The following is a 26,697-nucleotide window of genomic DNA, read 5'->3' as shown; positions in this document are numbered from 1 at the left end:
GCCTGGTGCCGGAATACGACCATCGCTGGGCAATGCCAAGCCCGGACCAATGCCGTGTCTTCAGCCCGTGTTCCGGGCCGACAAAAGGGGGGGATATGATCACCGGCCTCGATCACGTCGTCGCTCTGGTCAAGGATATCGGTGCGGCCAAGGCGGCCTATCAGACGCTGCTGGGGCGTGCGCCGGCCTGGCAGAATTCCGGCGAGGGCGCCGACCGGGTGCTGTTCACGCTCGCGAACATGACGATCGAACTGATGGCGCCGAGCGGCTTCAGCCTGCCGGCGGACCGGATGCGCGCGCTGCTGGATGACCGCGAGGGCGTGCTCGCCAGCCTGTGCTTTCGTGTCGCAGACATGGGCAGGATGCACCGCCGGCTGGAGCGGGTGGCCTTGAGGCCGGATCCGGTCGCGGAGGTGGAAAGCAGCGATGCCGAAACCGGAGCGGCCCTGCATTGGAAGCGCACGCGCGCCGCCACGGAGCTGACGCGGGGCGTGCGCATGTTCTTCCTCGAGCTTGCCGAACAGCGTCCGCTTTCGGCCGCGACCGACATCGCACCGATCGACGCGCTCGATCACGTCGTGATCACCACCGAGGATTCGGAGCGCGCCGCCGCGCTCTACGGCGCGCGGCTCGGGCTCGATCTGGCGCTCGACCGCTCGCACCAGGAGTGGGGCCAGCTGATGTTCTTCCGCTGCGGCGACCTCGTCGTCGAGGTGGTGCGCCGTCCCGTTGCGGGCGGCGACGCCCTGCATGACCGCCTCTGGGGCCTGAGCTGGCGGGTGGCCGACATCGACGCCACGCGCGCCCGCCTGATCGCTGGTGGACTCGACGTCACCGAGGTGCGCAACGGCCGCAAGCCGGGCACGCGGATCATGACGGTGCGGAACGGCACCTGCGGCATCCAGACCGTGCTGCTGGAGCGCTCGCCGAAGCCGGTGGAATGAGGGGCGGTCTCTCCTCTCGAAGACTCCCGTAGGGTGGGCAAAGCGAAGCGTGCCCACGTCCTGCCTATTTGGTGAGAAGACGTGGGCACGGCGCAAGTGCGCCTTTGCCCACCCTACGAAACTGCTGGGCACGAGATCGTTCTCAAACGCCCGCTCGCGTGTTACACGCTGACCTGTGAGCACCCAGCGAGCAACCGGTTTGGCGAAGGCAAAGCAAACTCTGAGATGGCAGCGCGATCCCGAGGGGATGCGGCTGCGCATCCTCGAAGCCGCCAAGCAGGAGTTCTCGGCCCACGGCCTGGCCGGCGCCCGCGTCGACCGCATCGCGGCCCAGGCCGGCGCCAACAAGCGCATGCTGTACTATCACGTCGGCAACAAGGACGAGCTCTATCTCGCGGTGCTCGAAGGCGCCTATGACAAGATCCGCAGCGAGGAGCGCGGGCTCGATCTCGAGCATCTCGACCCGCCCGAGGCGATTCGGCGGCTGATCGAATTCACCTGGAACTATTTCCTGCGCAACCCCGAATTCCTGTCCCTGCTCCAGACCGAGAACCTCGCGCGCGCAAAGCACCTGAAGCGCTCGACCAAGGTCAAGTCGATGCACTCGCCCTTCGTCGAGATGATCCGCACCGTGGTGCGGCGCGGCGTCGACAGCGGCGACTTCCAGGTCGCGGTCGATCCCGTCCAGCTCTACATCTCGATCGCCGCGCTCTGCTTCTTCTATCTCTCGAACTCGGCGACGCTGAGCGTGATCTTCGGCCGCGATCTGCTCGCCAAGGACGCCAAGGACGAGCGGCTGGCGCACATGGTCGGCCTGGTGCTGGCGGCGCTGACGGGGCAGTCGGCGGCGCTGCTGGAGATGGTCAAGGCGCCGAAGAAGCGCGCGGCGGTGGTGCAGACGGTGTAGTCCTCGCAGTGCCAATCCCGAACGACCAATCTTCGCCAAATTTCTCCCTGTGGTTATGGGTCCCGGCCTTCGCCGGGACGACACCGAATGTGTGGAGGGGCGGTACGTTCTGCCACGGTCCCCCGCCAACCCGGCCCCCCGCGCAAAACGTCACAGGGAAAGCTCTGGACAGTATTTATCCAACGGGTTAATTTCTTCCCCGAAGAACAAGACGACCGGGAGTGAGGCGTGGCTGAGTTGAAGCCGCAAAGTGCGGTGTCGAAGATCCTGAACGCGGCCTGGATCCGGCCGTTTCTGTTCCTGGTCTTCATCGTGGTGGCCTGGGATCTCGCGATCCGGGTGTTCAGGATTCCCGCCTACCAGATCCCGGCTCCGCTCGATGTCGTCGCCGTGCTGCGCACCGAATGGCCGGAACTGCTGCGCCAGTCCTGGCCGACGACCTATGCGACGGTCTGCGGCTTCCTGCTGTCGGCGCTGTTCGGCATTCCCGTCGCGATGTTGATCGCGGGCTCGAAGACGGTGGAGAGCTACGTCTATCCGCTGCTGGTGTTCTCGCAATCCGTGCCGAAGATCGCGATTGCGCCGCTGTTCGTGGTCTGGTTCGGCTTCGGCATCATTCCCAAGGTGATCTCCGCCTTCCTGCTCGGATTCTTCCCGGTGGTGGTCTCGGCGGTGCAGGGCTTCAAATCGGTCGACCCCGACATGGTCGATCTCGCCCGCGCCATGCAGGGCAGCCGTTTCCAGGTGTTCCGCGCGGTGAACCTGCCGCATGCGCTGCCGGCGATCTTCTCAGGGTTGAAAGTGTCGGTGACCCTTGCCGTGGTTGGCGCCGTCGTCGGCGAGTTCGTCGGCTCCAATTCCGGCATCGGCTATGTGATGCAGCGTTCGATCGGCACGTTCGACCTGCCGACGATGTTCGCGGCGCTCGTGATCCTGGCGCTGCTCGGCGTGGTGCTGTTCTGGATCGTGGACCGGATCGAGAAGCTGGTCATTCCCTGGCATGTCAGCCAGCGCGAGGACGTGATTTTCGCCTCTTAGCAATAACCAAAGCAACGAACGGCCACCAACGGCCGACGCAACAAGGGCAAGGGAGAGAAACGATGAAGCGGTGGATAGGAGCTGCATCAGTGGCGCTGATGGTGTTCGCGGCCATGCCGGCGCAGGCAGCCGACAAGGTCGTGCTGATGCTGAACTGGTACGTCTATGGCGAGCACGCGCCGTTCTATTACGGCAAGGCCAAGGGCATTTATGCCGCCGAAGGCATCGACCTCGAGATCCAGGAAGGCCGCGGCTCGGCTGCGACCACGCAGGCGGTCGCCGCCAAGACCGCCGACTTCGGCTATGTCGACGTGCCCACCATGATGCGCGCCGCGATCAAGGGCGCGCCGGTGATCGCGACCGGCGTGCTGCTCCAGACCTCACCGATGTCCGCCATGGGTTTTGCTGACAAGAACATCAGGAAGCCCGAGGACATCAAGGGCAAGACGGTGGCGATCACGCCGGCCGACTCCATGACCCAGATCTGGCCGCTGTTCCTGAAGAAGACCGGCCTGAAGGAAAGCGATTTCCAGACGGTCGCGGGCGACGGCCAGACCAAGCTCAACGCGGTCATCAACGGCCAGGCTGATCTGCTGCTCGGCTACGTCATGGACCAGTCGATGAAGATCAAGGACGCCACCGGCAAGGACGTCTATCCGATCAAGTTCGCCGACTACGGCATCAACATGGTCTCCTCCGGCATCATCGCCAACTCCGACTATGTGAAGGCCAATGCCGATCTCGTCCGCCGCTTCATGTCGGCGACGACCAAGGCGGTCGAAGCCGCCGAGAAGGAGCCGAAGGCGGCGGCGCAGTCGATCCTCGATGCCAACCCGAAGGGCGGCAAGATCGAGACGCTGACGCAGGGCTTTGAGCTGACCATTCCGCTCTACCGGACGGCGGAGACCAAGAGCAAGCGGCCGTTCCAGGTCACCGACCAGAACATGACGGACTCCGTCAATCTGATGGTCGAATATGGCGGGCTCGACGCCAAGGCCAAGGAGAACCCGAAAGCCTTCTACACCAGCGATTACCTGCCGAAGAGCGGCTCGTGAGCGACAAATATCCGCTGTCGTCCCGGCGAAGGCCGGGACCCATAACCACCGTCCACGCTTGTTACGGAAGGTCTCTCGCCGCGTGCCCAAACGCGCCRGCACGGCGTATGGGTCCCGGCGTTCGCCGGGACGACGGGCGGAGAGGGTTGCGATGAATCCTGCGACCAAACCAATCGACGCACAGCCGGCCGCGCATCTGAGACTGGTGAGCGACCGGGCCGCCGGCGAGGCGTCGGGCATCAAGCTGTCAGGCGTGTCGAAGACCTACCGGACGCGCGACGGCGACGTGCCGTCGCTGCGGCCGCTCGATTTTGACATCAACGAGGGCGAGTTCTTCGTCGTGGTCGGTCCATCCGGCTGCGGCAAGTCCACGCTGCTCAAGCTGATCTCCGGGCTGTTGCCGCCGTCGGCCGGCGAAATCCTGGTCGAGGGCGAGAAGGTGACGAAGCCGCATGGCAATGTCGGCATCGTGTTCCAGAACGCGCTGCTGCTTCCATGGCGCAACATCCTTTCCAACGTGATGCTGCCGATCGACATGAAGCGGTTGCCGCGGCAAAAATATCTCGACCGCGCCAAGGCGCTGTTGAAGCTGGTCGGGCTGGAAGGCTTCGAGAAGAAGCTGCCCTGGCAGCTCTCCGGCGGCATGCAGCAGCGCACCTCGATCTGCCGCGCGCTGGTGCATGATCCAAAAATCATGCTGATGGACGAGCCGTTCGGTGCCCTCGATGCGCTGACGCGCGAGCGCATGAATGTCGAGCTGATGCGGATCCAGCGCGAGACCAGGAAGACCGTGCTGCTGATCACGCATTCGATTCCGGAGGCCGTGTTCCTCGCCGACCGCGTGCTGGTGATGACCGAGCGGCCCGGTGCGATCGCGGCGATCTACGACGTGCCGCTGCCGCGCCCGCGTTCGCTCGACGTGATGGCCGATCCGGTCTTCACCGAGCTCGTGCAGCGCATCCGCAAGCATTTCTTTTCGCAAGGGGCACTGGATTAGGTGGTCATGCTGTTCTCTGAACGGGCCATATGCACGGTGCGCTCCCTCCCCCGCCTGCGGGGGAGGGCTGGGGAGAGGGTGTCTCCACTCGCGAGATCCCCCCAGAGGAGAAAGCCCTCACCCGGCACGGGACGATGCTTCGCATCGCCCGGAACGTGCCGACCTCTCCCGCAAGCGGGAGAGGTGCACCGTCCACGCTGCCAGACTTCTGGGACCAAGTAACACCATGGCACCGCGCCTGAAGCTGCGAGACATCGCCTTCTTCGAACGTCCCGTGCGTTTCGCGCGGCCGTTCCGCTTCGGCGCGATCACCATCAACGCGACGCCGCAGCTCTTTGTGCGGGTCGAGGTCGAGGTCGAGGGCAGGGGGACCGCAATCGGCGCCAGCGCCGAGCTGCTGGTGCCGAAATGGTTCGACAAGCGTCCGGAGTTTTCTCCGGCACAGACGGTTGACGGGTTGCGGCGGTCGCTTCAGATCGCGCGCGGGCTCTATCTGGCGCGGACCGGATATCTGACCGCGTTCGATCTGCATGCTTCGTGCATCGGCGCACAGATCGCGACCTGCGCGAAGAAGAACATTCCGGCGCTTGCGGCGGCTTATGGCCCCGCGGAAATCGACAAGGCGATCCTCGATGCGCTGCTGCGCGTCGTTGAGACCAGCTTTTTCGATGGCATGGCCGGCAACATTGCCGGCATCGATGCGCGGCTGTCGCCTGATTTGAAGGAAACGGATATCACAACGTTTCTTGCCGGCCGCAAGCCGCTGCCGCGCGTCGCTATCAGGCATACCGTCGGCCTCGACGATACGGTCGAAGGTAAGGGCGGCGTCGCCGACGCGCACGAGAACGCCGGTGCGCATTACTTCAAGCTGAAGCTGTTGGGCGATCCCGCAGCCGACGCAGCGCGGCTGGCGCTGATCGGCAAGGAGCTCGATAGGCTCGGGCGCGGCTACAAGGTGACGCTCGATGCGAACGAGCAGTACGCCGATCTCGCGGCACTGCATGCGCTGATGGATCGGCTCGACCATGATTCCGCGCTGCGACCGATCGCCTCGCGGCTGCTCTATGTCGAGCAGCCGATGCCGCGCGACATCACCCGGCGGTCGCCGCTCGGCTCGCTGGCGGCGCGCGGCTTCATCATCGACGAGGCCGATGATTCCTACGATGCGTTTCCGGCGGCGCGGGCACTCGGCTATCGCGGCATCTCCTCGAAATCCTGCAAGGCGCTCTACAAGTCCGTCGTCAACGCCACGCGAGCGGCGAAGTGGAGTGTGGGCGGAGAGAAGTTCTTCGTGACCAGCGAGGACCTGACCTGCCAGGCCGGCCTTGCCGTGCAGCAGGACCTCGCGCTCGGCGCCTTCCTCGGCATCGCCCATGCCGAGCGCAACGGCCATCACTATGTCGACGGTTTTGGCGAGACGCCTCTCGCAGAAGCCCAGGCCTTCGCGGCCGCGCATCCCGATCTCTATGCCGATGCCGGGCAGGGCATCCGCCTCCACATTCACAACGGCGATCTCCTGACGGGATCGCTTCATGCAGCGGGCTTTGCGACGTCGGTCCATCCGGACTGGTCGGCGCTCGCCCCGCTCGAACAGCCAAAGTCACTCTTGGAGAAATCGGCATGACCACGCAACGCCTCGGCCTCATCATGAACGGCGTCACCGGCCGCATGGGGCTCAACCAGCATCTGATCCGCTCGATCGTCGCGATCCGCGACCAGGGCGGCGTCCGCTTGAAGAATGGAGACCGCATCATGCCCGATCCGATCCTGGTCGGCCGCAGCGCCGAGAAGGTCGAAGGGCTTGCCAAGCGGTTTAACATTACGCGCTGGACCACCGACCTCGATGCTGCGCTCGCCGACAAGAACGACACCATGTTCTTCGATGCCGCGACCACGCAGGCGCGGCCGGGCCTTTTGACCCAGGCTATCAATGCCGGCAAGCACGTCTATTGCGAGAAGCCGATCGCGACGAACTTCGAAGAGGCCCTTGAGGTCGTCAAGCTCGCCAACGCCAAGGGCGTCAAGCACGGCACGGTGCAGGATAAGCTGTTCCTGCCCGGCCTGAAGAAGATCGCGTTCCTGCGCGATTCCGGCTTCTTCGGCCGCATCCTCTCGGTGCGCGGTGAGTTCGGCTATTGGGTGTTCGAGGGCGGCTGGCAGGAGGCGCAGCGGCCGTCCTGGAATTACCGCGACGAGGACGGCGGCGGCATCATCCTCGACATGGTCTGCCACTGGCGCTACGTGCTCGACAATCTCTTCGGCAACGTCCAGAGCGTGGTCTGCATCGGCAATACCGACATTCCTGAGCGGTTTGACGAGCAGGGCAAGAAGTACAAGGCGACTGCGGACGATTCCGCCTACGCGACGTTCCAGCTCGAGGGCGGCGTCATCGCCCACATCAACATGTCCTGGGTGACGCGCGTCTACCGCGATGATCTCGTCACCTTCCAGGTCGACGGCACGCTCGGCTCGGCGGTCGCGGGCCTCTCCGATTGCATGATCCAGGCGCGGCAGGCGACGCCCCGTCCGGTGTGGAATCCCGACGAGAAGCGGCTGCACGATTTCTACGGCGACTGGCAGAAGCTGCCGGACAACGTCAGCTACGACAACGGCTTCAAGGAGCAGTGGGAGATGTTCATCCGCCACGTCTACGAGGATGCACCCTACAAGTTCACGCTGCTCGAAGGCGCCAAGGGCGTGCAGCTCGCCGAATGCGCGCTGAAGAGCTGGAAGGAGCGGCGCTGGATCGACGTCGCGCCGATCAAGGTCTAAGGAGGCAACGATGAACAAGCCCGTCCTGCCCAAGCCTGCTCCTTCAATGTCGTCCTTGTCGCTCAAACTGCCGAAAGCCGACCGGTCGATCGAGACCTACCGGCTCGCGGCCTCGCGAACGTTTCCCGCGAGGCTTGAAGGCACGCTGAATCGCATCGCGTTCTCCGCCGTGCACACCGTTGCCGATCCCTTCGCGGACAACGATCCCTGGCTCTCGGTCGCCGTCGACTGGGACAAGACCATCGCGTTCCGCGAGCATATCTGGGACCTCGGCCTCGGCGTTGCGGAGGCCATGGACACCGCGCAGCGCGGCATGGGGCTGGACTGGCCGACCTCGCTGGAGCTGATCACGCGCTCGGTCGCCGCCGCCAGGCGCCGCAATGCGCTGGTGTTCTCCGGTGCCGGCACCGACCATCTCGCGGTCGAGGACGCCAAAAACCTCGACGACGTGATCCGCGCCTATGAGGAGCAGGTCTCGGCGGTCGAGAAGGTCGGCGGCCGCATCATATTGATGGCGTCGCGCGCTCTCGCAAAACTCGGCCGCAATGCCGATGATTACGCAAAGGTCTATGACCGCGTGCTGTCGCAGGTCCGGGAGCCCGTGATCATCCACTGGCTCGGCGACATGTTCGATCCGGCGCTGACGGGCTACTGGGGCACGAAAGATCTCGACAAGGCGATGGACACCGCGGTGGCCATCATCAACGGCAACGCCGCCAAGGTCGATGGCGTAAAAGTGTCGCTGCTGGACAAGCAGCGTGAGATCGACATGCGCAGGCGTCTGGACAAGCGCATCAAGATGTACACCGGCGACGATTTTAATTACGCGGAGCTGATCGCCGGCGACGAGCAGGGTTTTTCGCACGCGCTGCTTGGCATCTTCGATGCGATCGCGCCGGCGGCGTCCTACGCGCTGTCGCGGCTGGCTGCCGGTGACGAGGCCGGCTTCCACGACGTGCTGGGGCCGACCGTGCCGCTGTCGCGGCACATCTTCAAGGCGCCGACGCGGTTCTACAAGACCGGCGTGGTGTTCATGGCCTATCTCAACGGCCATCAGGACCATTTCACCATGGTCGGCGGCCAGGAGAGCACGCGTTCGACGCTGCATCTGGCCGAACTGTTCCGGCTGGCGGATCAGGCCGGGCTGCTGGCCAATCCCGAACTGGCGACGCGGCGCATGAAGGCCGTCATGGTTTCGCACGGAATCGAATCGTGATGCGTGATTTTTCGTCTGACCACCGCTGGCTGTCGCTGAACACGGCGACTGTCCGCAAGCAGGGTGACTTCGTTCAGATCGTTGATGCCTGTGCAGAGCACGGCATTCGCGCCATCGATCCCTGGCGCGATCAGGTCGCCGCCGTGGGCCTCGATCGCGCGGCGCGCGCGGTGCGTGACGCGGGGCTTGATCTCTCTGGCTATTGCCGCGGCGGCATGTTCACCTCCGATGCTTCGCGCCGCGCCGAAGTGCATGACGACAACCGGCGCTGTGTCGACGAAGCCGAGGCGCTGGGTGCGCCCTGCATCGTGCTCGTCGCCGGCGGCCTGCCGCAATATTCGCGGCCGGGCAGCGAGACATCGAAGGACATCGTGGCGGCACGGGGGCAGGTCGAGGAGGCCCTTGCCGACATGCTCGACTACGCCAGGCAGGCAAAGCTGCCGCTGGCGATCGAACCGTTGCATCCGGCTTACGCAGCCGACCGCGCCTGTGTGAATACGACAAAACAGGCACTCGACATCTGCGACCGGCTCGACCCCGGCCGCACCGGCATGCTCGGCGTCGCGCTCGACGTCTATCACATCTGGTGGGACCCGGACCTGATGGGCCAGATCGCGCGCGCCGGCCAGGACCGGCTGCTGGCGTTCCATGTCTGCGACTGGCTGGTTCCGACCAGGGACATCCTCAACGATCGCGGCATGATGGGTGACGGCGTGATCGACATCAAATCCGTGCGCGCCGCGGTCGAGGCGCAAGGCTATGCCGGCTATTCCGAGATCGAGATATTCTCCAACGACTGGTGGGGTAAGCCGATGGACGAGGTGCTGCGCACCTGCATCGAACGGCACCGGACTGTGGTGTAGGTCCCGCGCGCGCTGTTGGCGGCCGTCAGTATGGCCCCCTCTGACTTTGCGCCCGCTTTCGGCGGCAGAACGGACAATGGTCGGACGTGCTGCTGGCTCGACCCGTCCGCGAATGATCCTCCGCGGAAATATGGACCTACCTCGTTAGATCCTCGGTCCAATTAGAATAGCACGCCGGTTCCCACACGTTCCCGATTACCCGCACTGCCCAGCAGTGATAGGATGCGGCGGTCAACAAGGCAAAACCTGAGGGAGGGAATCATGACGAACTTGGCGCCCTCGACAAGCTTCGACGTCAGAGACGAAATTACTGGAGCTTATGCCGCCTGGGATTCGGCGTTCAACAAAGCTGACTCGAGAGCGGTCGCCGCAGCCTATGTTTCAAACGCTAAAGTGCTACCACCAACGCATCAGGTCATATCGGGTCCGGAAGAAATCGAAGAGTTCTTCGCTGGGCTGTTTTCAGGTGGATTCACTGGTCACAAACTAACGATCATAGACGCGGGTGGAGACGAGAAGGTCGTCTTCAGTACCGCAAAATGGACGGCCGACGGCAAGGGACCGGATGGGAGCCGCCAAAGCGTCGGCGGCATTGCCACCCACGTGTTCGAGCGTCAAGCGGACGGCTCACTGAAGCTGAGATTGCATACTTTCAACTGAGCTCGCCGTCCAATCGCTTGGCGCCGCGCGAGGAGACTTCGCGTGGATATAGCGGAATGGCTTCGCGGTCTTGGGCTGGAGCGCTACACTCAGGCTTTCCAGGAAGCCGAAGTCACGCCTGATGTCCTGCAAGAGCTGACTGAAGCCGATCTGCGAGAACTGGGCTTGCCGCTCGGCCCGCGGAAGACCGTGCTGAAGGCGATTCAAGCGCGCTCATCATCGATCGCTGCCGCCCCCATTGATGCTGGTGAGCCAGCTGGACAGATAAGGCCGGCACTGCCGTCGGAGGCGGACCGTCGGCAGCTTACCGTCATGTTCGTCGACCTGGTCGGTTCGACCGCGCTCGCCTCAGGACGCGATCCTGAGGAAGTGCGTGACTTCATGCAGGCCTACCACAACACCGTCGCGGGCGAGATCGCCCGGTTCGAAGGCCACATAGCCAAGTTCCTCGGCGACGGCGTTCTCGCGTATTTCGGTTGGCCGCGGGCGCATGAAGATGAGGCGGAGCGTGCCATCCGGGCTGGACTTCGGGTGACCAAGGCGGTCGCGTCCCTTACCGGGCCGGGCGGCTTGGCGCTTGCCGCTCGCGTCGGCATTGCAACTGGTCTGGTCGTGGTCGGCGAGCTGACGGGCGAGGGAGAGGCTCGCGAGCGCGCTGTGATCGGTGAGACGCCGAACCTGGCCGCACGCCTGCAGGGTCTGGCCGAGCCCGGCGACGTCGTGATTGCCGAGTCGACGCGCCGCCTCCTCGGCGAAGCTTTCATGTACCGCGACCTCGGCACGGTGCCTCTCAAGGGCTTTCCTGGACCGGTACAGGCCTGGCTCGTCACGGGTGAGGGCGCAGCCGAGAGTCGATTCGACGCCCAGCACCACGGCATGGCAACGACCACGCTGGTCGGACGAGACCAAGAACTTGCATTGCTCTTGGACCGGTGGGAGCGCGCAAAAGAGCGCGAGGGACAGATCGTGCTGCTCGGCGGCGAAGCAGGGATCGGCAAGTCACGACTCGTGCGGGCCCTGCGCGATCACCTCGCAGGTGTGCCGCACACGCCGCTGAGCCATTTCTGTTCGCCGTTCCATCCCAACACCGCCTTGTACCCCATTATTGGCCTTCTTGAACGGGCCGCGGGAATACGACGGGAGGACGCTCCCGAAGAACAGCTCGATAAACTCGAGGCCATGCTCGCTCTCGCTACAAACGACGTGCATGAGAGCGCGCCGGTTCTTGCCGACCTCTTGGCAATTCCGGCAGGTGGGAGATACCCGCCACTTGCGCTTAGTCCACACCAGAAGAAAGAGCGAACGTTCCAGGCCCTCCTGGAGCAGATACACGGTCTGTCGGCAAAGCAGCCGCTGCTTGCCGTGTACGAGGATGTCCACTGGGCAGATCCTACCATGCTCGAACTCCTCGACCGGGCTGTCGACGAGGTGCAGCGACTTCCGATTCTGATGATTATCACCTTCCGGCCGGAGTTCGTTTCGCGCTGGACAGGCCATGGACACGTGACAGCGCTCTCTTTGAGCCGACTCGGCCGGAGGCAAGGGGCGGCCGTGGTGGACCGGGTCACGGGCGGCAAAATACTTCCACAAGAGGTGCTTGAGCAGATTTTGGCCAAAACCGATGGCGTGCCGTTATTTGTCGAGGAGCTCACCAAGGCGGTCATTGAATCCGGGCTGCTCAAAGACCTGGGCAACCGCTATGAGTTGATAGGCCCGTTGCCGCCGCTGGCGATCCCGACGACGCTGCAGGACTCGTTGATGGCGCGCCTCGATCGGTTGGCGCCGGTCAAGGAAGTCGCCCAGATCGCAGCTTGCATTGGGCGCGAATTCGGGCACGACCTTCTGCGATCGGTTACGGCGCTCGACGAACACGCGCTCCAGCGTGCTCTCAATGAGCTATTGACAGCCGAGCTCATATTCCGGCGTGGAGCACCGCCGGATATTGGCTACAGCTTCAAACACGCGCTGGTCCAAGACATCGCGCATGAGAGCCTCTTGAAGAGCAAGCGGCAGCAGATCCATGCCCGCATCGCTGCGGCTCTCGAAGAACACTATCCTGCCCGTGCGGAGGCGGAGCCGGAGACGATTGCTTCGCACTTTACGCAGGGTGGGCTGGCGGGAAAGGCAGTCGGCTATTGGCTGCGAGCCGGCCGGATCGCAGCGGGACGTTCCGCCAATCTCGATGCGATCACTCACCTCACAAGGGGACTGGAGGCACTCAAGTCCAATCCACAAGGACCGGAGCGCGATCGCCAGGAACTCGCGCTGCAAACGGCGATCGGAGGTCCGCTGATCGCCATTCACGGATACACGGCTCCGCAACTGGGCACTGCCTTCAGCAGGGCTCACGCGCTCTGTTATGAACTCGATGACACGGGTGCCTTGTTCGCTACTCTAAGCGGGAAGTTCATTTTCCACTTCGTGCGCGGCGACTTTGGTGCCATGCAGACCCTTGTTGCCGAGGCGCAGCGCGCCGCCGAGCGGACCGGCGACACGGCACTTGAACTAGCTACACATCGTTTGGCGGCGCTCACCGCCATGCATGCCGGCGACTTTCTTACGGCTCGCTCGGAGTTCGAAACGATCCTGAGTCGTTATCGGCCGGACACGCATCGGCCGCCGCCAGTTCACTATGTACATGACCCGAAGGCCTCGGCGTTACCCTACCTGGCAATTGTGCTTTGGATACTTGGCTACCCCGAACAGGCCCAGAGGACGAGCCGCGCGGCGTTTGAATACGCTGCGGAGCTAAATCAGACGAACCTTACCGCGCACGTGCAGGTCTATGGCGGAGCGGGGCCTGCGGAGCTGATGGGTGACATGGCGGCTGTGCATGTGCACGCCGAAGCCATCATCGATCTCGCCGATCAGCACAGCTTGAACTACTGGCGCTTGAGCGGCCTCATCCTGCGGGGTTGGGCAATGGCGCAGGAAGGTAACGTGGAGGGCGGCCTGGCGCTCATGCGCCTCAGTCTGAACGAGCGGGCCAGGCTCGGAGCCAGTTGGTACCAGGTCCGGTACTTGTGGATGCTCGCGGCGATGTACCACCAGTTGGGTGACGACGAAAAGGGGCTGGAAACCCTGGCCGAAGCGAAGGCCATTGCTGCGCGCAACGAAGAACATATGTGGGAGGCGGAACTTGCTTGCATTGACGGCGAACTGCATCGCATCCGCGGTGCTCCGGCTGAGGAGGTTGAGAATTACTTGCAAGCTGCGCTCAAGATTGCCCAAAGCCAAAGCGCGAGATCCTTTGAATTACGTGCGGCCATGAGTCTGGCTCGGCTTTGGCGCGACCAGGGCCGGATCGCCGACGCGCGAAGCCTCCTTGGTTCCGTTTACGGCTGGTTTACGGAAGGCTTCGAAACAACAGACCTTCGTTCCGCCAAGTTACTCATGCAGGAACTTGCTGAGGTTTAATGGCGTCGTTTGTGATGCATAAGGCACTTGCATCTAGGCCGCAGGTCTGGCGCTTCCAGTGAACCGAAGCTTGCCCTGCTGAGGCTCGAGCAATCTCGAAAATCAAAGTGGCGTTGGTGGGCACCGGCCCCCGATGAAGCGGGCAGCTCGTGCGGGCGAGTGAGCTGGTGGGAGTACCACCAACGAGACGTGGACAGCCATCGGCTTTCAGGCAGAATAACATCACCCCGATGCCGCAGCCTCGCCACAGTCTGCGCCAGATCGGATGCGGTAATCGTGGCCTCAACGATCATAAGGCACGGCGGATGTACCCATGCCTGATGATCTTGAATGGCCCCGACGTGCACTCGTCGGGGCCATTGTTGTGATCGGCGTGGCAGGGCTGGGGACTTCTACTGCCGTCAATGCCGGCGTCATTCGGCTCGACTATTCGCTGAAAAGTCAGACGATTGCGCTGTCATGGATTCACCGTCAAACACCGGACTATCACTCGTCAATTCAATCTGCGAAATTGCGACAACACAAATGCGCTTGCAAACAAGCAAGCGCGAAGGGAGGTTCGCAGTGGACAAGGTGCGACGCTTGCGTGCGATGAGTTCGTTGTGCCGTCAACAGGCCGCGTACAACAGCATGAACAAATGGAAGCTGCTCGCGGAAGCAGAATACTGGGATCACCTGGCCGATCTTGAGCTGTCCGCTCACTTCCAGCAATGCAATGCCGCCGGCTCGAATGAGATAGCGCCGCCTCAGGCGATCACCAACACGGATGAGACTCGACAGGGGACGAGTTCCGCTGCGTGAGGTCGGCGGCTGTCGTTTGCATTCCGTACCGCCGCACGTCTCACAGGGAGGAGCGACCCGGACCCGCGCCGCTGCGCAATTGCAACGAACGGATGCTGCCCTCACGGGCTTGCGACCTGTTGCAGCGTGTTGAAGCGCGCCTTCTGCTTGCTGCTCAGCGTGGCGTAGAACTCGTCGAGGGCGGGTTCGACCAGCTTGGCGGTCGTCGGCATGGCCCCACTGAATTGACTTCCTGGCAGAACGGACGTTGGTCGGACTTGCTGCTGGCTCGACCCGGTCGCGAATGACCCCAAAACGGACGTGGCGCGGACCTGGCAAAATTGGCGCGAATGAGCGGAGATGTGACATTTTTCCACTTGCCGAGGGACGCAACAGCCTAGACTGGCTTCCAGCTGGGCCAATCGCGGCCAATGCGTGAGCGTGGCCAAGCGCCCGGCCGGGTCTGGAAGTGACCGCCAATGAAGCATTGGATCGACTGGCTGCCGGCCATCGAAACCCTCCGCCGATATGAGGCGGCGTGGCTTCCGCGCGATATCTTCGCTGGACTCGTCCTGGCGACGATGCTGGTCCCGGTCGGAATTGCCTACGCGGCAGCATCGGGCTTGCCCGGCATCTACGGTCTGTACGCAACGATCGTACCGCTGTTGGTCTACGCGGTGTTCGGCCCCAGCCGCATCCTCGTGCTGGGACCTGACTCGGCGCTGGCAGCCGTCATCCTCGGCGTTGTCGTCCCACTGTCTGGTGGCGATCCTCTTCGCGCGGCAACGCTCGCCGCGATGATGGCGATCGTTTCGGGGACGGTGTGCATTCTAGCCGGCATCGCGCGCCTGGGTTTTGTGACCGAGCTGCTCTCCAAGCCGATACGGTACGGCTACATGAACGGAATTGCATTGACCGTTTTGATCAGCCAACTGCCAAAGCTCTTCGGCTTCTCGATCGGGAGCGAAGGACCTTTACGAAGCCTATGGGCGTTCGCCGATGCAATCCTTGAAGGAAAGACAAACTGGGCCGCACTCGGGATTGGGCTCGGCACGCTGGTGGTCATCCTGCTGCTCCGGGACAACAAGCGGCTGCCAGGCATTCTGATTGCGGTCGTCGGGGCGACTGCCATCGTCGGCGTGCTTGATCTTGGGACTCGTTACGGCGTGGCGGTCTTGGGTCCTCTTCCGCAGGGCCTGCCGGGTTTCGCGATCCCCTGGATCACCTACGGCGATATCGTCCCGGTGCTGGTCGGCGGCTGCGCAATCGCGCTGGTATCATTCGCTGACACCAGCGTGCTTTCGCGCGCCTACGCCGCACGATTGGGCACTCATGTCGATCCCAACCAGGAGATGGTGGGGCTTGGCGCGGCCAATCTGGCAACCGGCTTTTTTCAGGGCTTCCCGATCAGCAGCAGCGCTTCGCGCACTCCCGTTGCAGAAGCCGCCGGCGCCCATACCCAGCTGACCAGCGTCGTCGGCGCGCTTGCCATCGCCGTCCTTCTGCTGGTGGCACCAAACCTGCTTCAGCATTTGCCCACCGCCGCATTGGCGGCCGTCGTCATCGCCGCTGCGATCGGCTTGTTTGAGGTCACCGACCTCAAGCGAATCTATCGGATTCAGCAGTGGGAGTTCTGGCTATCGATGGTCTGCTTTGTCGGCGTGGCGGTGCTCGGAGTGATTCCAGGAATTGGTCTGGCAATTGCAATCGCCATCGCCGAGTTCTTGTGGGACGGTTGGCGCCCGCACTCCGCCGTGTTGGGGCGCGCCCATGGCGTCAAAGGTTATCACGACATCACAAGATATCCGGATGCACGCCAAATCCCCGGGCTGGTCCTGTTTCGGTGGGATGCGCCGCTGTTCTTCGCCAACGCCGAATTCTTCAAAGAGCGCGTACTGGACGCCGTGGCGAAATCGCCGACGCCCGTACGCTGGCTGGTCGTTGCGGCGGAGCCTGTCACCAGCGTGGACGTCTCCGCCGGCGATATAGTCGCCGAATTGGACGAGGCGTTGCACGCGCGGGGTATCGAGTTCTGCTTTGCCGAACTGAAAGATCCAGTCAAGGACAAGCTGAAGAGATTTGGACTGTTCTCGCAGCTTGGCGAGCAATATTTCTTTCCAACGATCGGCGCAGCCGTTTCCAGTTACCTGGAAATCAACGACGTAGAGTGGGAGGACTGGGAGGACCAAGCCAAACGTTAGGAAGTGGCATGCCGGGCATGAATACGTATGCCGATTGACTTCCGATCCCGGCCCTGATGAGAAGTCCGAGCGGCCTCCGAAATGGTCCGCTTATCGGGGCGGACCGGAAGTGACTGGCCGCCTTCGCAAAACGGCGCTTTTGACCCGTTGCGGACCTCGTCGTTCGATGCACCACCGCCCTTGCGCCGCTTTGAGTTTTTGCACCGCCAAATCCCAAAACGGACAATGGTTGCCTGGAATCGCATAGACCCGAAGGTAACTCTGCCTTAGTCTGCGAAGCAGAAGCCCTTATCTTGAATGGAATAGACTGAGCAGCGAGCGCCTGCGCGGAATATACCGCGCTTCACATGGAGTCCTGCCAATGGATTCTTCATTCGGCGCGTTGGATGCGTTTGCGTTCGCAGTGTTCGCTGTTCTGATCTTTGTTGGCGTAATCATCGTCGTCAATCTGGGCAAACTTCCGGGTCAACTCGCGCGCAAATGGAATCATCCGCAGGCCAGCGCGATCAATGCCATGAGCTGGATCGGGATCGCGACCGGTGGGTTGCTGTGGCCGGTGGCATTCATATGGGCGTTTACAACGCCGTCTGGAATGAAATCAGCAAAGAACGAACTTCAGCCGCATGGCGTCGAACCCGAGAGGAGTGACAGTGTAACGGCATTGCGTCAGCTCGCAGGAGACAAGGAGATGCGACCGTGATCGCAATCCTGATCATTGTCTACGTTGCAATGGTTCTCGTGCTGTTCAAGGTCCTGCGCATCAAGCCCACGGCTTACATAATCGCGACCATGATCGTCGCGGGCRTATTCATGATCGGTGGCGTCGTGGTGGTCTGGACGCAGTCGGCGCCGATTACGGACAAGATGGTGACCAGCCAGTACGTGGTGCAGCTTGTCCCTTACGTCAAAGGGCAGGTCAAGACGATCCACGCCGAGGCAAATCAACGGGTGAAGAAGGGTGACTTGCTGCTGGAAATTGACCCGGCGCCGTATCAGTACACGGTGAACCAGGTCGAGGCGCAGTTGGCTGCGTCGAAGGCCAACGTAGGACAAGCCGAAGCCGCGCTGGCGACCGCAAAGACGGCCATACCGAATGCGCAGGCCATCCTCGCGAAGGCGAAGGCCGCGGACGAACTAGCCAAGACCCAGGAACAAATTGCCCTCAACATTCAGCGTGCGGACAAAGCTGCCATTAGCCAGCTTAACGTGGCCAAGGCTGCGCAAGAACGCCAGGAAGCGGACGCCGCTGTTCAACAGGCTGAAGCGGGTCTAGCGCAAGCGCAAGCTTCGGCTCAACAGGCCGCCGCGGCCTTGCGGACGGCCCAGAGCAATGTTCCCGCGATCGAAGCTCAATTGGACGACGCACGCTTTAACCTCGCGCAATGCAAGATGACGGCGCCGGGTGATGGATACGTCACGAATTGGCAGGTGCAGATCGGCACCATGCTTGTGCCGATGCCGCTTGCTGCGGCCGGAACATTCGTCAACGTGTCCGATACCGCCGTCGCCGCGGTGTTTCCGCAGAACTGGCTCTCGAATGTCGAGCCGGGCGACGATGTGGAAATGGTGCTCAACCCTTACCCGGGCCGCCTGTTCCTGGGGAAAGTGGACTATGTCATCCCGGCAACGGGTGGTGGGCAATTCACAACCAGCGGCACAATCCCGAACGCGGCGCGTATCGGATCTGACGGGCTTTATGCAGTGCGGATCAATTTCAGCGACGATGCCGTGGCCCGCAAGCTGTCGCTCGGATCAGGTGGATCGGCAGCGATCTACACGCAGAAGGGCAAGGYCACGCACGTCATTTCGAAGGTCACGATCCGGATGAAGAAGTGGCTGTTGTACGTGATGCCCTCTGTGGAAAAGCCGTCATCGTAACCTGCAGGGGTACACACGAGTTGGGTCTACGCGCGGGGGAGAAAGCCTTGGAGACGCAGCATCAAGCACCGTTTGGGCAGCGGCAAAATATCGGCGCCGTTGGCTGGTCAATTCGTGGGTTGCTTGTAGCTGCACTTCTCCTGCCAACCGTGGCATGTACGATTGGGCCGAATTTTACAGCGCCTGTCGCTCCGCTTGCCGAAAAATTTCGTGGCGCAGACAATCGCTCGGTTAAATCCGGCCCGCGTGAGTACGAACATTGGTGGGAAGGCTTTCGCGATCCGACCCTCAACAAGCTGATCCAGATTGCGTACAACCAAAACCTGACGCTGGAGAGCGCAGGGACTCGGGTGCTGCAAGCACGTGCGGTGCTGGGAATAGCCATCGGCATAAGCTATCCGCAGGTGCAGCAAGGAGTGGGGTCGGTAATTTACAATCGGACCAGCGCGGCGACGCCGCTGGCAGGACCAAACGCGACGCCTTCATATTTCTGGACCGATGCTCTTGCTGCGCAGGCAGCCTGGGAGCTGGACTTCTGGGGCAAGTTTCGTCGCGGAGTTGAATCCGCCGATGCCGTGTACCTGGCGTCGATTGCGACTTATGACGGCGTTCTGGTGTCGCTTCTGGCCGATGTGACCGCAACTTATATCGGTATCCGCACAACGGAGCAGTTGATCGGAATTGCACGGGCCAATGTCCGCAGGCAGGAGCAGGCGCTTAGTGTCGCAAAGGCAAAGTTCACGGGCGGCGGGACGTCGGAGCTTGATGTTTTCCAGGCGACGAACGTCCTCGAGCAGACCCGTGCGGCAATACCCCAATTGACGATACAATTGCAGCAGGGACAAAACGCGCTTTGCGTCCTGCTCGGCGTTCCGCCGCAGTCGCTCGGCATGTTGCTTTCACGATCTGCTGGCAGGATACCGTTGCCGCCCGCCTCCGTCGTTGTTGGCATACCTGCGGATCTGCTGCGCCGGAGACCGGACGTCCGCGCCGCCGAACTCGCCGCGCTGGCGCAGAGCGCGCAGATCGGAATCGCCACGACGCAACTCTATCCGGCAATCAGCATTACGGGCACGTTCGGCGGCTCGGCCAGTACCGCCAACGGCCATAACCTCGGTCAAGTCGTCAGTTGGAAGGGCGTGGCGTATGCTGCGGGCCCGTCGTTTCAATGGAATCTCCTCAACTACGGGCAGATCACCAACAACATTCGTTTGCAGGATGCCAAGCTCCAGCAATTGCTGATCGACTATCAGAACACCGTGTTGAGTGCCCAGCAGGAGGTGGACAACGGTCTTGCGACATATCTGCAATCCCGGAACCAGGCCGCGTATCTTCGCCGCAGCGTTGAGGCGGCAAATGGTGCCCTCAGGATCGCACTTGAGCAGTATGAGCAGGGCGCGACGTCATTTACCACCGTACTGACCGCCGAACAGAATCTCCTTCAAGCGCAGAACAGCCTGGCCGGCGCCTCGGCCAACGTTCCGCTCGGCCTCACTGCGGTGTTTCGGGCGCTCGGGGGCGGGTGGCAGATACGTGAGGGTGGCAACTTCGTCAGCCCGGCAACGGTTGACCAGATGCGAGCGCGAACGGACTGGGGCAATTTGCTTCCGCCTGCGAACGAGCCGCGACCGCCGGCTCCGGGCCTGCCGGGTCCCGAGGATATCGGACCGACGATCCGGCTTCCGGAGTGGTGATGGTCGCCCGCTCAGATGGCCAAGCAGCAATGCATAAACACCTGTCGTGCACGTAATCGCGACTGTCGTCGTCTGAACCAGTTGCCATCGTTCGAGTGTCAGGGTGTTTACCGGGACTGCACCCGATACACTTGCGCTGGTTTAGGACCGGGATGACCGACGTGCTGCGTACCTGCGTCGCGCGGCACAAGACGGCGGTGTAGCTCCCGCGGACGCTGCCCTCACGGGCTCGCGACCTGTTGCAGCGTGTTGAAGCGCGCCTTCTGCTCGCTGCTCAGCGTGGCATAGAACTCGTCCAGGGCGGGCTCGACCAGCCTGGCGGCCGTCAGCATGGCCTCGAGCCGGCGCTGCATCGCCTCCAGCCGTCCGACCGGCGTCAGCGGCACCTCGTTCGGACAGGCCGCCTGCAGGCCCTCAACGCCCTTCGCCGTCGCTTCGCTGAGGCGGTCGAGCGCCTCCTTCTGCTTGCCCGCGGGATGGAGCGCAGACTCGATCCTCTGGATCGGCAACTGGGTCAGGCCGGACTTCGGATCGCCGCAGGCTTCGGCGCGGGCTTCCTGCGTACCGGCTTCCTGCTGCTGCGGCGGCGAGCGCTCGCCGATATTGGGGCCGAGCGCGTTGAAGCGGGCCTGCTGCTCGTCACTGAGCGAGTTGTAGAAATTCTCCAGCGCCGGTCGCACGATCTTGACGGCTTCCAGCGTCGCGCTGACGCGGTTCATCATCGCGCGCAAGCGGCCGGGCGGGGTCAGTGCATAAGTCTCCGCGCAGGAGTCCTTGAACGCACCGGCCGCGTTGGCCGCCGCGGTCTTCAATGCGTCGAGCAACGCGCGTTGCTCCGGCGTCGGCCGCACCGCCCGCGCGATATCGGCAAGCGGCCAGGCGGTGACGCCCTTGTCCGGTGTGCCGCACAATTGCTGCAGCGTTTGCGGGCTCGCGCTGGCGCGCTGGCGCGGGCGGGAGCCGCCGCCGGCTTGCGGATAGTCGTACGGGTTGATGCTGGCATAGGCGGCATAGGGGCTGTCACCACCCCAGAACACGGTGTCGACGAAGTCGTCATACGCGTACGCCCAATAGCCCGGCTCGTAAGCATAGGACCAGAACGTGTAGTCAAAAATGTCGGAATAGGCGTAAGGCCAGAACACCGGCCCAAGCCACGCCACGAACACCGCGGGATGGCGGTGTCGCCAGGCCTGCCGGGGCGCCCAGCCGCTCTGGCGGGTGATGAGGGCCGCTTGGGTTTGCGCAGTTGCCTGCTCGCGGAAGCGCCCGGCAAACCGCCCGCGCTCGGCGGCTCGCGCGGCGGCCGCCGCTGCGGTTGCCGCAGCGGTTGCAGTGGGAGCCTGCAGTCCCAGCCGCTGCTGGCGCGCCAGATCAGTTTGCTGCGTGCGCTGCTCGCGTTGCAGCAGGCGGTTCTGCGTCTGAAGCATCCGTTGCTGCTCGCGCTGCGCCCGCGCGCCTTCCGGCTTTTGCGTTTGCAATTGCTGCACGCGCTGCTGCAGGCGATCGATCCGGGTCTGGCGCTCCGCGGTCTGGCGCGACAGCACCTCGCGCTGCCGCTGCTGCACCATCTGCTGGCGCTGCTGGATCTGCTGCTGATGCTGTTGCGCGCGCTGGTCGATCTGCTCCCGTCGCGACAGCCGCTCGCTCACGGCCGGCGGTGCGTTTGGCCGTGACGGGGCGGCGATCTGCGGCGCCGGTCGCGGTGCCATCGCCGGACGTTGCGGCGCGGCCGGTGCCCGATGGAATTCAGGCCGCGGCGCCGCCACATGCGGGGCGGCTCGCGGCGGCGGCGCAGCGAAGTGGGGAGTTGGGCGCGGCGGTGGTGAGGCGATGTGCGGCGCCGGATGCGGCGCCATGGTCGGTCGCTGCGGCATGGAAGGGGGATGGAACGCCGGCGCGGCGGGCCGCGCCATGGCAGGTGGTGCTGCCGGACGAGCCATGGCAGGTGGTGGTGCCGGCCGGGCCGCCGGCGCTGCCGCCGGCCCTGGTCCACCCCTTCCGTGTCCCTGGCCTGGTCCCTGGGCGGACGCGCCGACGCTCGTCGCCAGCATCGAGACACCAACCAAAAAAGCCGTCAGGCAAACGCCACGCGGAAGCATGATCCTCGCTCCCAAACTCGAAATCGCCCACAACTTTCAACGCACGGGTGGCGGAATGGTTCGTTGTTGGCAGCGGCCGGCATTGCGATCTTCCGACGCAGGCAGCCTCAAGAGAAATCCGGCTATTGAGAGATCGAGATCCTCTTCATCGACTGGTGGGGCAAGTCGATGGTCGAGGTGCTACGCACCTGCATCGAGCGGCACAGGACAGCGGTGCAACTCCCACGAGTGCTGCCCTCACGGGCTCGCGACCTGCTGCAGCGTGTTGAAGCGCGCCTTCTGCTCGCTGCTCAGCGTGGCATAGAACTCGTCCAGGGCGAGTTCGACCAGCTTGGCGGTCGTCAGCGTGGCCTCTCTGAATTGACTTCCGAGCGGACATTGGTCGGAATTGCTGCTGGCTCGACCCGGTCGCGAATGACCCGAGGCGGATGTTGGCATTTCTGTAGGGTGACGCCGGCTCTTTTGGGGGCGGGGGACGGACGTCAAGTCTGGTTTGAGGACCACCTCGTGGTTCCGGGCTTCGTGTCGCAAGACACTGGCGGGACAACGAGACGCCAGCTCAATGATGGTCGCGCGGGTCAACCGAATGTTGTAGTGTTCCGCGATCGCGCGTCACTGCTCGGAAGGTGCCGGGGTACTTGGTCCTTTAAAATGACAATGTGCGCATGAATCAGGCTGAGCAAGCGACAGAGGCGCCATCCATCGCGCCGTCAATCATTACGAGGCGGCTTGCTGCCATAGCTTTTGCCGATGTAGCCGGCTTTTCCCGGCTCATGGGTCTGAGGGACGTCGATACCGTCATGCGCTGGAAAGCGTTGCGGACCGAGATTATGGAGCCTCACATGGCTCGGCACGGTGGACGGATCGCCGAGATCGCAGGCGACGCAGTGCTGGTCGAATTCCCGAGCGTTGTGAACGCGGTGCGTTGGGCTACCGACGTTCAGCGTGTTCAAGAGCGCGCCGTCGGCGACAAGGATCCATTCGCGCTGCATCTTCGCATTGGCATCAACGTCGACGATATCATCGACGAGGATGGAATATTGCAGGGGGACGGCGTTAACGTTGCTTCTCGTATCCACCAGGCCGCGCAGCCCGGCCAAATAGTCGTCACGGCGGCGGTCCGCGACTATGTCATGAATCGATTGCCACTGACATTTCATCACCTCGGCGCGCCTGTGATGAAAAATATCATGCGAACCGTTCATGTATATTCCGTCGAATGGACCGAGGGAGACAAAGACCACCAGCTCGCGCAGCCATACCTGCAATGGGCGTCGAGGCCGACGCTCGCCGTGCTGCCGTTCCGCACGATTAGCGGTACCGACGACGACAACTATTACGGTGAGGGGATCACAGACTCGATCATTACCGGCCTCTCCAAAAATCGGTCACTTTACGTCATTGCGCGCAATTCTACCCTTCGTTATCGCGCCGGGGGAAAAGACTTGCGACAGATCGCCACTGAGCTCGATGTTCGTTACCTGCTCGACGGCAGCGTGCAACGCCAGGGCACGCGACTGAGAATCAATACGGAGTTGACCGACATTTTGGGGAATGTCGCGATCTGGGCCCAGAAGTACGAGGGATCTACCGACGACCTGTTCGAATTTCAGGATCGTATTGCCTCAAGCATACTGTCCTCCATTGAGCCGCGCGTCCGTGCGGTTGAGACGGCTCGCGTCGCTGACCGCCCGACCGAGAGTTTGGATGCATTCCACTGCGTCCTCCGCGCGATGTCGCTTCTGTATCTCCTCACCGAAGAAAGCCACCGGGAGGCGGGTCAACTGCTGGAACGGGCGATCGTGCTCGATCCGTCCTATGCGCAGGCCCATGCCTACCTTGCGTGGTGGCTGAACTTCCAGTTTGGCGAAGGTTGGTCGCTGGATCCCGACGGCGACCGGGCGCGCGCCCTCATCGTGTCGCGGCGCGCCATCGAACTCGACCCCGACGATCCGTTTGCGCTGGCCGTGGCCGGGCACATCCTCTCTTTCATGGGAAAATCACCGGGAGAAGCGATGGAGCTTTTTGGGCGGGCGCTCGCCCTCAACGAGAACTTGGCGTTCGCATGGGGTTTGAGCGCCTTGACGCTCGCCTATTTGGGGCGGCCCGACGAAGCGCTGGAGCGATTGCAGAACGTATGGCGTCTCAATCCCTTTGATCCCTTGAACTTCTATTTTTGGATCGTGGCGGGAATTGCCGAATTCGTCGCTGGGCGATACGATGAAGCGATCGTTTACCTGAACAGGTCACGGCGGGCAAATCTACTTTTTCGTCCCTGTGTACGAACTCTGGCCGCCGCGCTTGCACTTTCGGGTGACGAAGCTGGAGCTGAATTGGCGGCTCGACAGCTTCTCGAAATCGAACCATCGTTTAGAGTCTCAACTTTCGTTTCCTGGTATCCGCTGCGGAAGGATGATCTGGATCGTTTCGCGAAGGGATTGCGCGCCGCGGGGTTGCCGGAATAGCCAAATACAAATTTCAAGCACCTGGGAGGCTTATTATGGGAGCTGGAGCAGGAGCGGGCGCAGGTGCTGGAGCGGGCGCAGGCGCTGGAGCGGGCGCAGGCGCTGGAGCGGGCGCAGGCGCTGGAGCGGGCGCGGGTGCTGGAGCGGGCGCAGGTGCTGGAGCGGGTGCTGGAGCGGGCGCAGGTGCTGGAGCGGGTGCAGGTGCTGGAGCGGGTGCAGGTGCTGGAGCGGGCGCAGGAGCCGGTGCGGCGTACAGTGCCGAAGCGGGGCCGGGCACGGGGCGCAGTTTTTACGCAACCCCCTCGGACCTGGACTTTCGACCTTGGGCACTCGACTTTACTCCTGATGATGCTGGGAATCCGCCGTATCCGTGGCAGGAAACTGTAGATCCCTATCRGGTCGATGCAACCGGGCAGGATGCGTTCCTCGAATGGACGACCGATGATTGGGACCCGGCATTGCGGTTCTGGACGCTTCCATACGACCGTCATCTCACTCAATGGCTGAAGGCCGTCGATCCTTCTCGACCGTCAATCATGGCGGCGCGCGAATTCGGCGGCCAGCCCCATCAATGGCAATTCGGTCGGGCTGACCTGCTGGCGAGAAGCTGGCTGGAGAGCCTCGATCTGGCGTGGCAGCCCGATCCCCTTTTAAATCCTCAAAATCCTAACGCGAACGCCGGCGCCTCGCCTGCCGGATGGACCGCGGCGAAGGGCGCGGCCTTCAACTCGATCCTCGGCGAAATCGAACAACTGCAAATGTTGATGCAGGACGATCGCGATCGCTATATGGCCGAAATCATCGAGCAGGCGGATGGCAGTGCCGGCTACATTACTGCCTTCATCGATACGAGTGAATCACGGCGCCCGTGGACAATGGAGCTCGTCAACTGCGGGTACGCCATCGGTAACGTCGCATATTTTTATTACAAGCAGCAGTTCAGCCGCGTTCGCCCATCGACGTTATGTCCAGGCCTGGCGCCTCCGTTCGGTCCTCCCGCCCATCCGTCGTTTACCAGCGGGCATTCCTTCATCGGTCATTTCATCGCGCTTCTGCTCCTGGAAATACCGGCGCTTCGCCAGCGCTACGGCTTGTTCGCCGCTCCATACAACGGTTCGCCGGGCAAGGCAGTCGACCCATGTTTACCCGTAACGGTGACCATTTCTTTGGCTAACCCCGCTGTGGTCACGGGGAACGTGGCGCTAAACGCCGGCGACCCGGTGTTTTTCCAGACGACGGCTGGTGGCGCGCTTCCGGCGCCGATTACGCCCGGAACGACTTACTATGTGATAACGACCGGGGTGGCTGGTGTCTTTCAGATTTCCAGTTCTCCGCCGAACCCCAACACTACGCCTACTCCCATTAGTACTCTCGGAAGCACGCAGTCGGGCACACAAACACTTGTCCGAAACCCACTGGCAGGGCGTCGCGAGATTGATTCGCCGCTGCTTTGGCTTGCCGGGCGTATCGCCAAGAACCGCGAACGTCTCGGCGTCCACTATGCTTCCGACTCGGCTGGAAGTCGTCACATTGCAGCCGGTATTTGGCGAGCGCTGCTGCACGACAACACGACAAGCCGCATCAATTGTCCGACGCTCTACTCGGTGCTCGCCCACGCAACCGCCGAGTGGCCGACCAAGTGGCCCTGACCGGGCCTTGTCCCTTTTGCCCGGCCGACCTGAACAACGAAGCGCACGTCATACTATCGGGC

At 62.8% G+C, this 26,697-nt stretch carries 21 protein-coding genes; 19 read left to right on the top strand and 2 right to left on the bottom strand.

Annotated features, from left to right (window positions below; all coding sequences use genetic code 11):
- Positions 1–95: 95 nt before the first annotated feature.
- From ACXJMY_RS31000 to ACXJMY_RS30925, 16 genes are all read left to right on the top strand, one after another.
- Positions 96–944: a VOC family protein gene (locus tag ACXJMY_RS31000; RefSeq protein ID WP_456623147.1), complete on the top strand. Its 849-nt coding sequence runs from the start codon at positions 96–98 to the stop codon at positions 942–944.
- 199 nt (positions 945–1,143) lie between these two features.
- Positions 1,144–1,851: a TetR/AcrR family transcriptional regulator gene (locus ACXJMY_RS30995; RefSeq protein WP_456623146.1), complete on the top strand. Its 708-nt coding sequence runs from the start codon at positions 1,144–1,146 to the stop codon at positions 1,849–1,851.
- Positions 1,852–2,079: 228 nt separating this feature from the next.
- Positions 2,080–2,889 carry an ABC transporter permease gene (locus ACXJMY_RS30990; RefSeq protein ID WP_456623145.1) on the top strand — a complete coding sequence of 270 codons (810 nt, stop codon included), beginning with the start codon at positions 2,080–2,082 and terminating at the stop codon, positions 2,887–2,889.
- Positions 2,890–2,951: 62 nt separating this feature from the next.
- Positions 2,952–3,944: an ABC transporter substrate-binding protein gene (locus ACXJMY_RS30985; protein ID WP_456623144.1), complete on the top strand. Its 993-nt coding sequence runs from the start codon at positions 2,952–2,954 to the stop codon at positions 3,942–3,944.
- A gap of 151 nt (positions 3,945–4,095) precedes the next feature.
- Complete coding sequence (locus ACXJMY_RS30980) at positions 4,096–4,941, top strand: ABC transporter ATP-binding protein (protein WP_456623143.1); 846 nt, start codon at positions 4,096–4,098, stop codon at positions 4,939–4,941.
- A 226-nt stretch (positions 4,942–5,167) separates the two neighbouring features.
- Entirely contained in the window at positions 5,168–6,565 is a 1,398-nt protein-coding gene (locus ACXJMY_RS30975; protein WP_456623142.1) for a hypothetical protein, read from the top strand.
- On the top strand, positions 6,562–7,713 hold the full coding sequence (locus tag ACXJMY_RS30970; RefSeq protein ID WP_456623141.1) for a Gfo/Idh/MocA family protein: 1,152 nt from the start codon (positions 6,562–6,564) through the stop codon (positions 7,711–7,713). Before ACXJMY_RS30975 ends, ACXJMY_RS30970 begins: the two co-directional genes overlap by 4 nt.
- Positions 7,714–7,723: 10 nt before the next feature.
- The gene (locus ACXJMY_RS30965) at positions 7,724–8,929 is read left to right on the top strand and encodes a dihydrodipicolinate synthase family protein (RefSeq protein WP_456623140.1); all 1,206 of its coding nucleotides are present in this window, start codon (positions 7,724–7,726) and stop codon (positions 8,927–8,929) included.
- Positions 8,929–9,792, top strand: a complete 864-nt coding sequence (locus tag ACXJMY_RS30960) for a sugar phosphate isomerase/epimerase family protein (protein WP_456623139.1) — start codon at positions 8,929–8,931, stop codon at positions 9,790–9,792. Before ACXJMY_RS30965 ends, ACXJMY_RS30960 begins: the two co-directional genes overlap by 1 nt.
- A 261-nt stretch (positions 9,793–10,053) precedes the next feature.
- Entirely contained in the window at positions 10,054–10,452 is a 399-nt protein-coding gene (locus tag ACXJMY_RS30955; protein ID WP_456623138.1) for a YybH family protein, read from the top strand.
- Between the two features lie 42 nt (positions 10,453–10,494).
- The gene (locus ACXJMY_RS30950) at positions 10,495–13,869 is read left to right on the top strand and encodes an AAA family ATPase (RefSeq protein WP_456623137.1); all 3,375 of its coding nucleotides are present in this window, start codon (positions 10,495–10,497) and stop codon (positions 13,867–13,869) included.
- A gap of 459 nt (positions 13,870–14,328) precedes the next feature.
- A complete protein-coding gene (locus tag ACXJMY_RS30945; RefSeq protein WP_456623136.1) occupies positions 14,329–14,670 on the top strand; it encodes a hypothetical protein in 342 nt (113 codons plus the stop codon).
- Positions 14,671–15,128: 458 nt separating this feature from the next.
- Positions 15,129–16,850, top strand: a complete 1,722-nt coding sequence (locus tag ACXJMY_RS30940) for a SulP family inorganic anion transporter (protein WP_456623135.1) — start codon at positions 15,129–15,131, stop codon at positions 16,848–16,850.
- Between the two features lie 361 nt (positions 16,851–17,211).
- Positions 17,212–17,550 carry a DUF3302 domain-containing protein gene (locus ACXJMY_RS30935; protein WP_456623134.1) on the top strand — a complete coding sequence of 113 codons (339 nt, stop codon included), beginning with the start codon at positions 17,212–17,214 and terminating at the stop codon, positions 17,548–17,550.
- Positions 17,547–18,728, top strand: a complete 1,182-nt coding sequence (locus ACXJMY_RS30930) for an HlyD family secretion protein (protein ID WP_456623133.1) — start codon at positions 17,547–17,549, stop codon at positions 18,726–18,728. The genes ACXJMY_RS30935 and ACXJMY_RS30930 overlap by 4 nt, the downstream gene beginning before the upstream one ends.
- A 47-nt stretch (positions 18,729–18,775) precedes the next feature.
- Positions 18,776–20,422 (top strand): efflux transporter outer membrane subunit, encoded by a 1,647-nt coding sequence (locus tag ACXJMY_RS30925; protein ID WP_456623132.1) that lies wholly within the window; start codon positions 18,776–18,778, stop codon positions 20,420–20,422.
- Between the two features lie 221 nt (positions 20,423–20,643).
- Here ACXJMY_RS30925 and ACXJMY_RS30920 read toward each other — a convergent pair whose 3' ends face one another.
- Both ACXJMY_RS30920 and ACXJMY_RS30915 read right to left on the bottom strand, forming a co-directional pair.
- The gene (locus tag ACXJMY_RS30920; RefSeq protein ID WP_456623131.1) at positions 20,644–22,335 is read right to left on the bottom strand and encodes a Spy/CpxP family protein refolding chaperone; all 1,692 of its coding nucleotides are present in this window, start codon (positions 22,333–22,335) and stop codon (positions 20,644–20,646) included.
- A 423-nt stretch (positions 22,336–22,758) separates the two neighbouring features.
- A complete protein-coding gene (locus ACXJMY_RS30915) occupies positions 22,759–22,959 on the bottom strand; it encodes a Spy/CpxP family protein refolding chaperone (protein ID WP_456623130.1) in 201 nt (66 codons plus the stop codon).
- Between the two features lie 227 nt (positions 22,960–23,186).
- On the opposite strand from ACXJMY_RS30915, the gene ACXJMY_RS30910 reads away from it, so the two are divergent.
- The 3 genes from ACXJMY_RS30910 (at position 23,187) to ACXJMY_RS30900 (ending at position 26,635) form a co-directional block, all read left to right on the top strand.
- The gene (locus tag ACXJMY_RS30910; protein WP_456623129.1) at positions 23,187–24,986 is read left to right on the top strand and encodes an adenylate/guanylate cyclase domain-containing protein; all 1,800 of its coding nucleotides are present in this window, start codon (positions 23,187–23,189) and stop codon (positions 24,984–24,986) included.
- Positions 24,987–25,049: 63 nt separating this feature from the next.
- Positions 25,050–25,373, top strand: coding sequence for a hypothetical protein (locus ACXJMY_RS30905; RefSeq protein WP_456623128.1), 324 nt, complete (start codon positions 25,050–25,052; stop codon positions 25,371–25,373).
- Positions 25,374–25,444: 71 nt separating this feature from the next.
- A complete protein-coding gene (locus ACXJMY_RS30900) occupies positions 25,445–26,635 on the top strand; it encodes a hypothetical protein (protein WP_456623127.1) in 1,191 nt (396 codons plus the stop codon).
- The last annotated feature ends 62 nt before the right edge of the window (positions 26,636–26,697 follow it).

The organism is Bradyrhizobium sp. P5_C12 (assembly GCF_054049735.1).
Note: the sequence above shows the minus strand (reverse complement) of the source record. Positions and strands in the feature narration are given on the sequence as shown.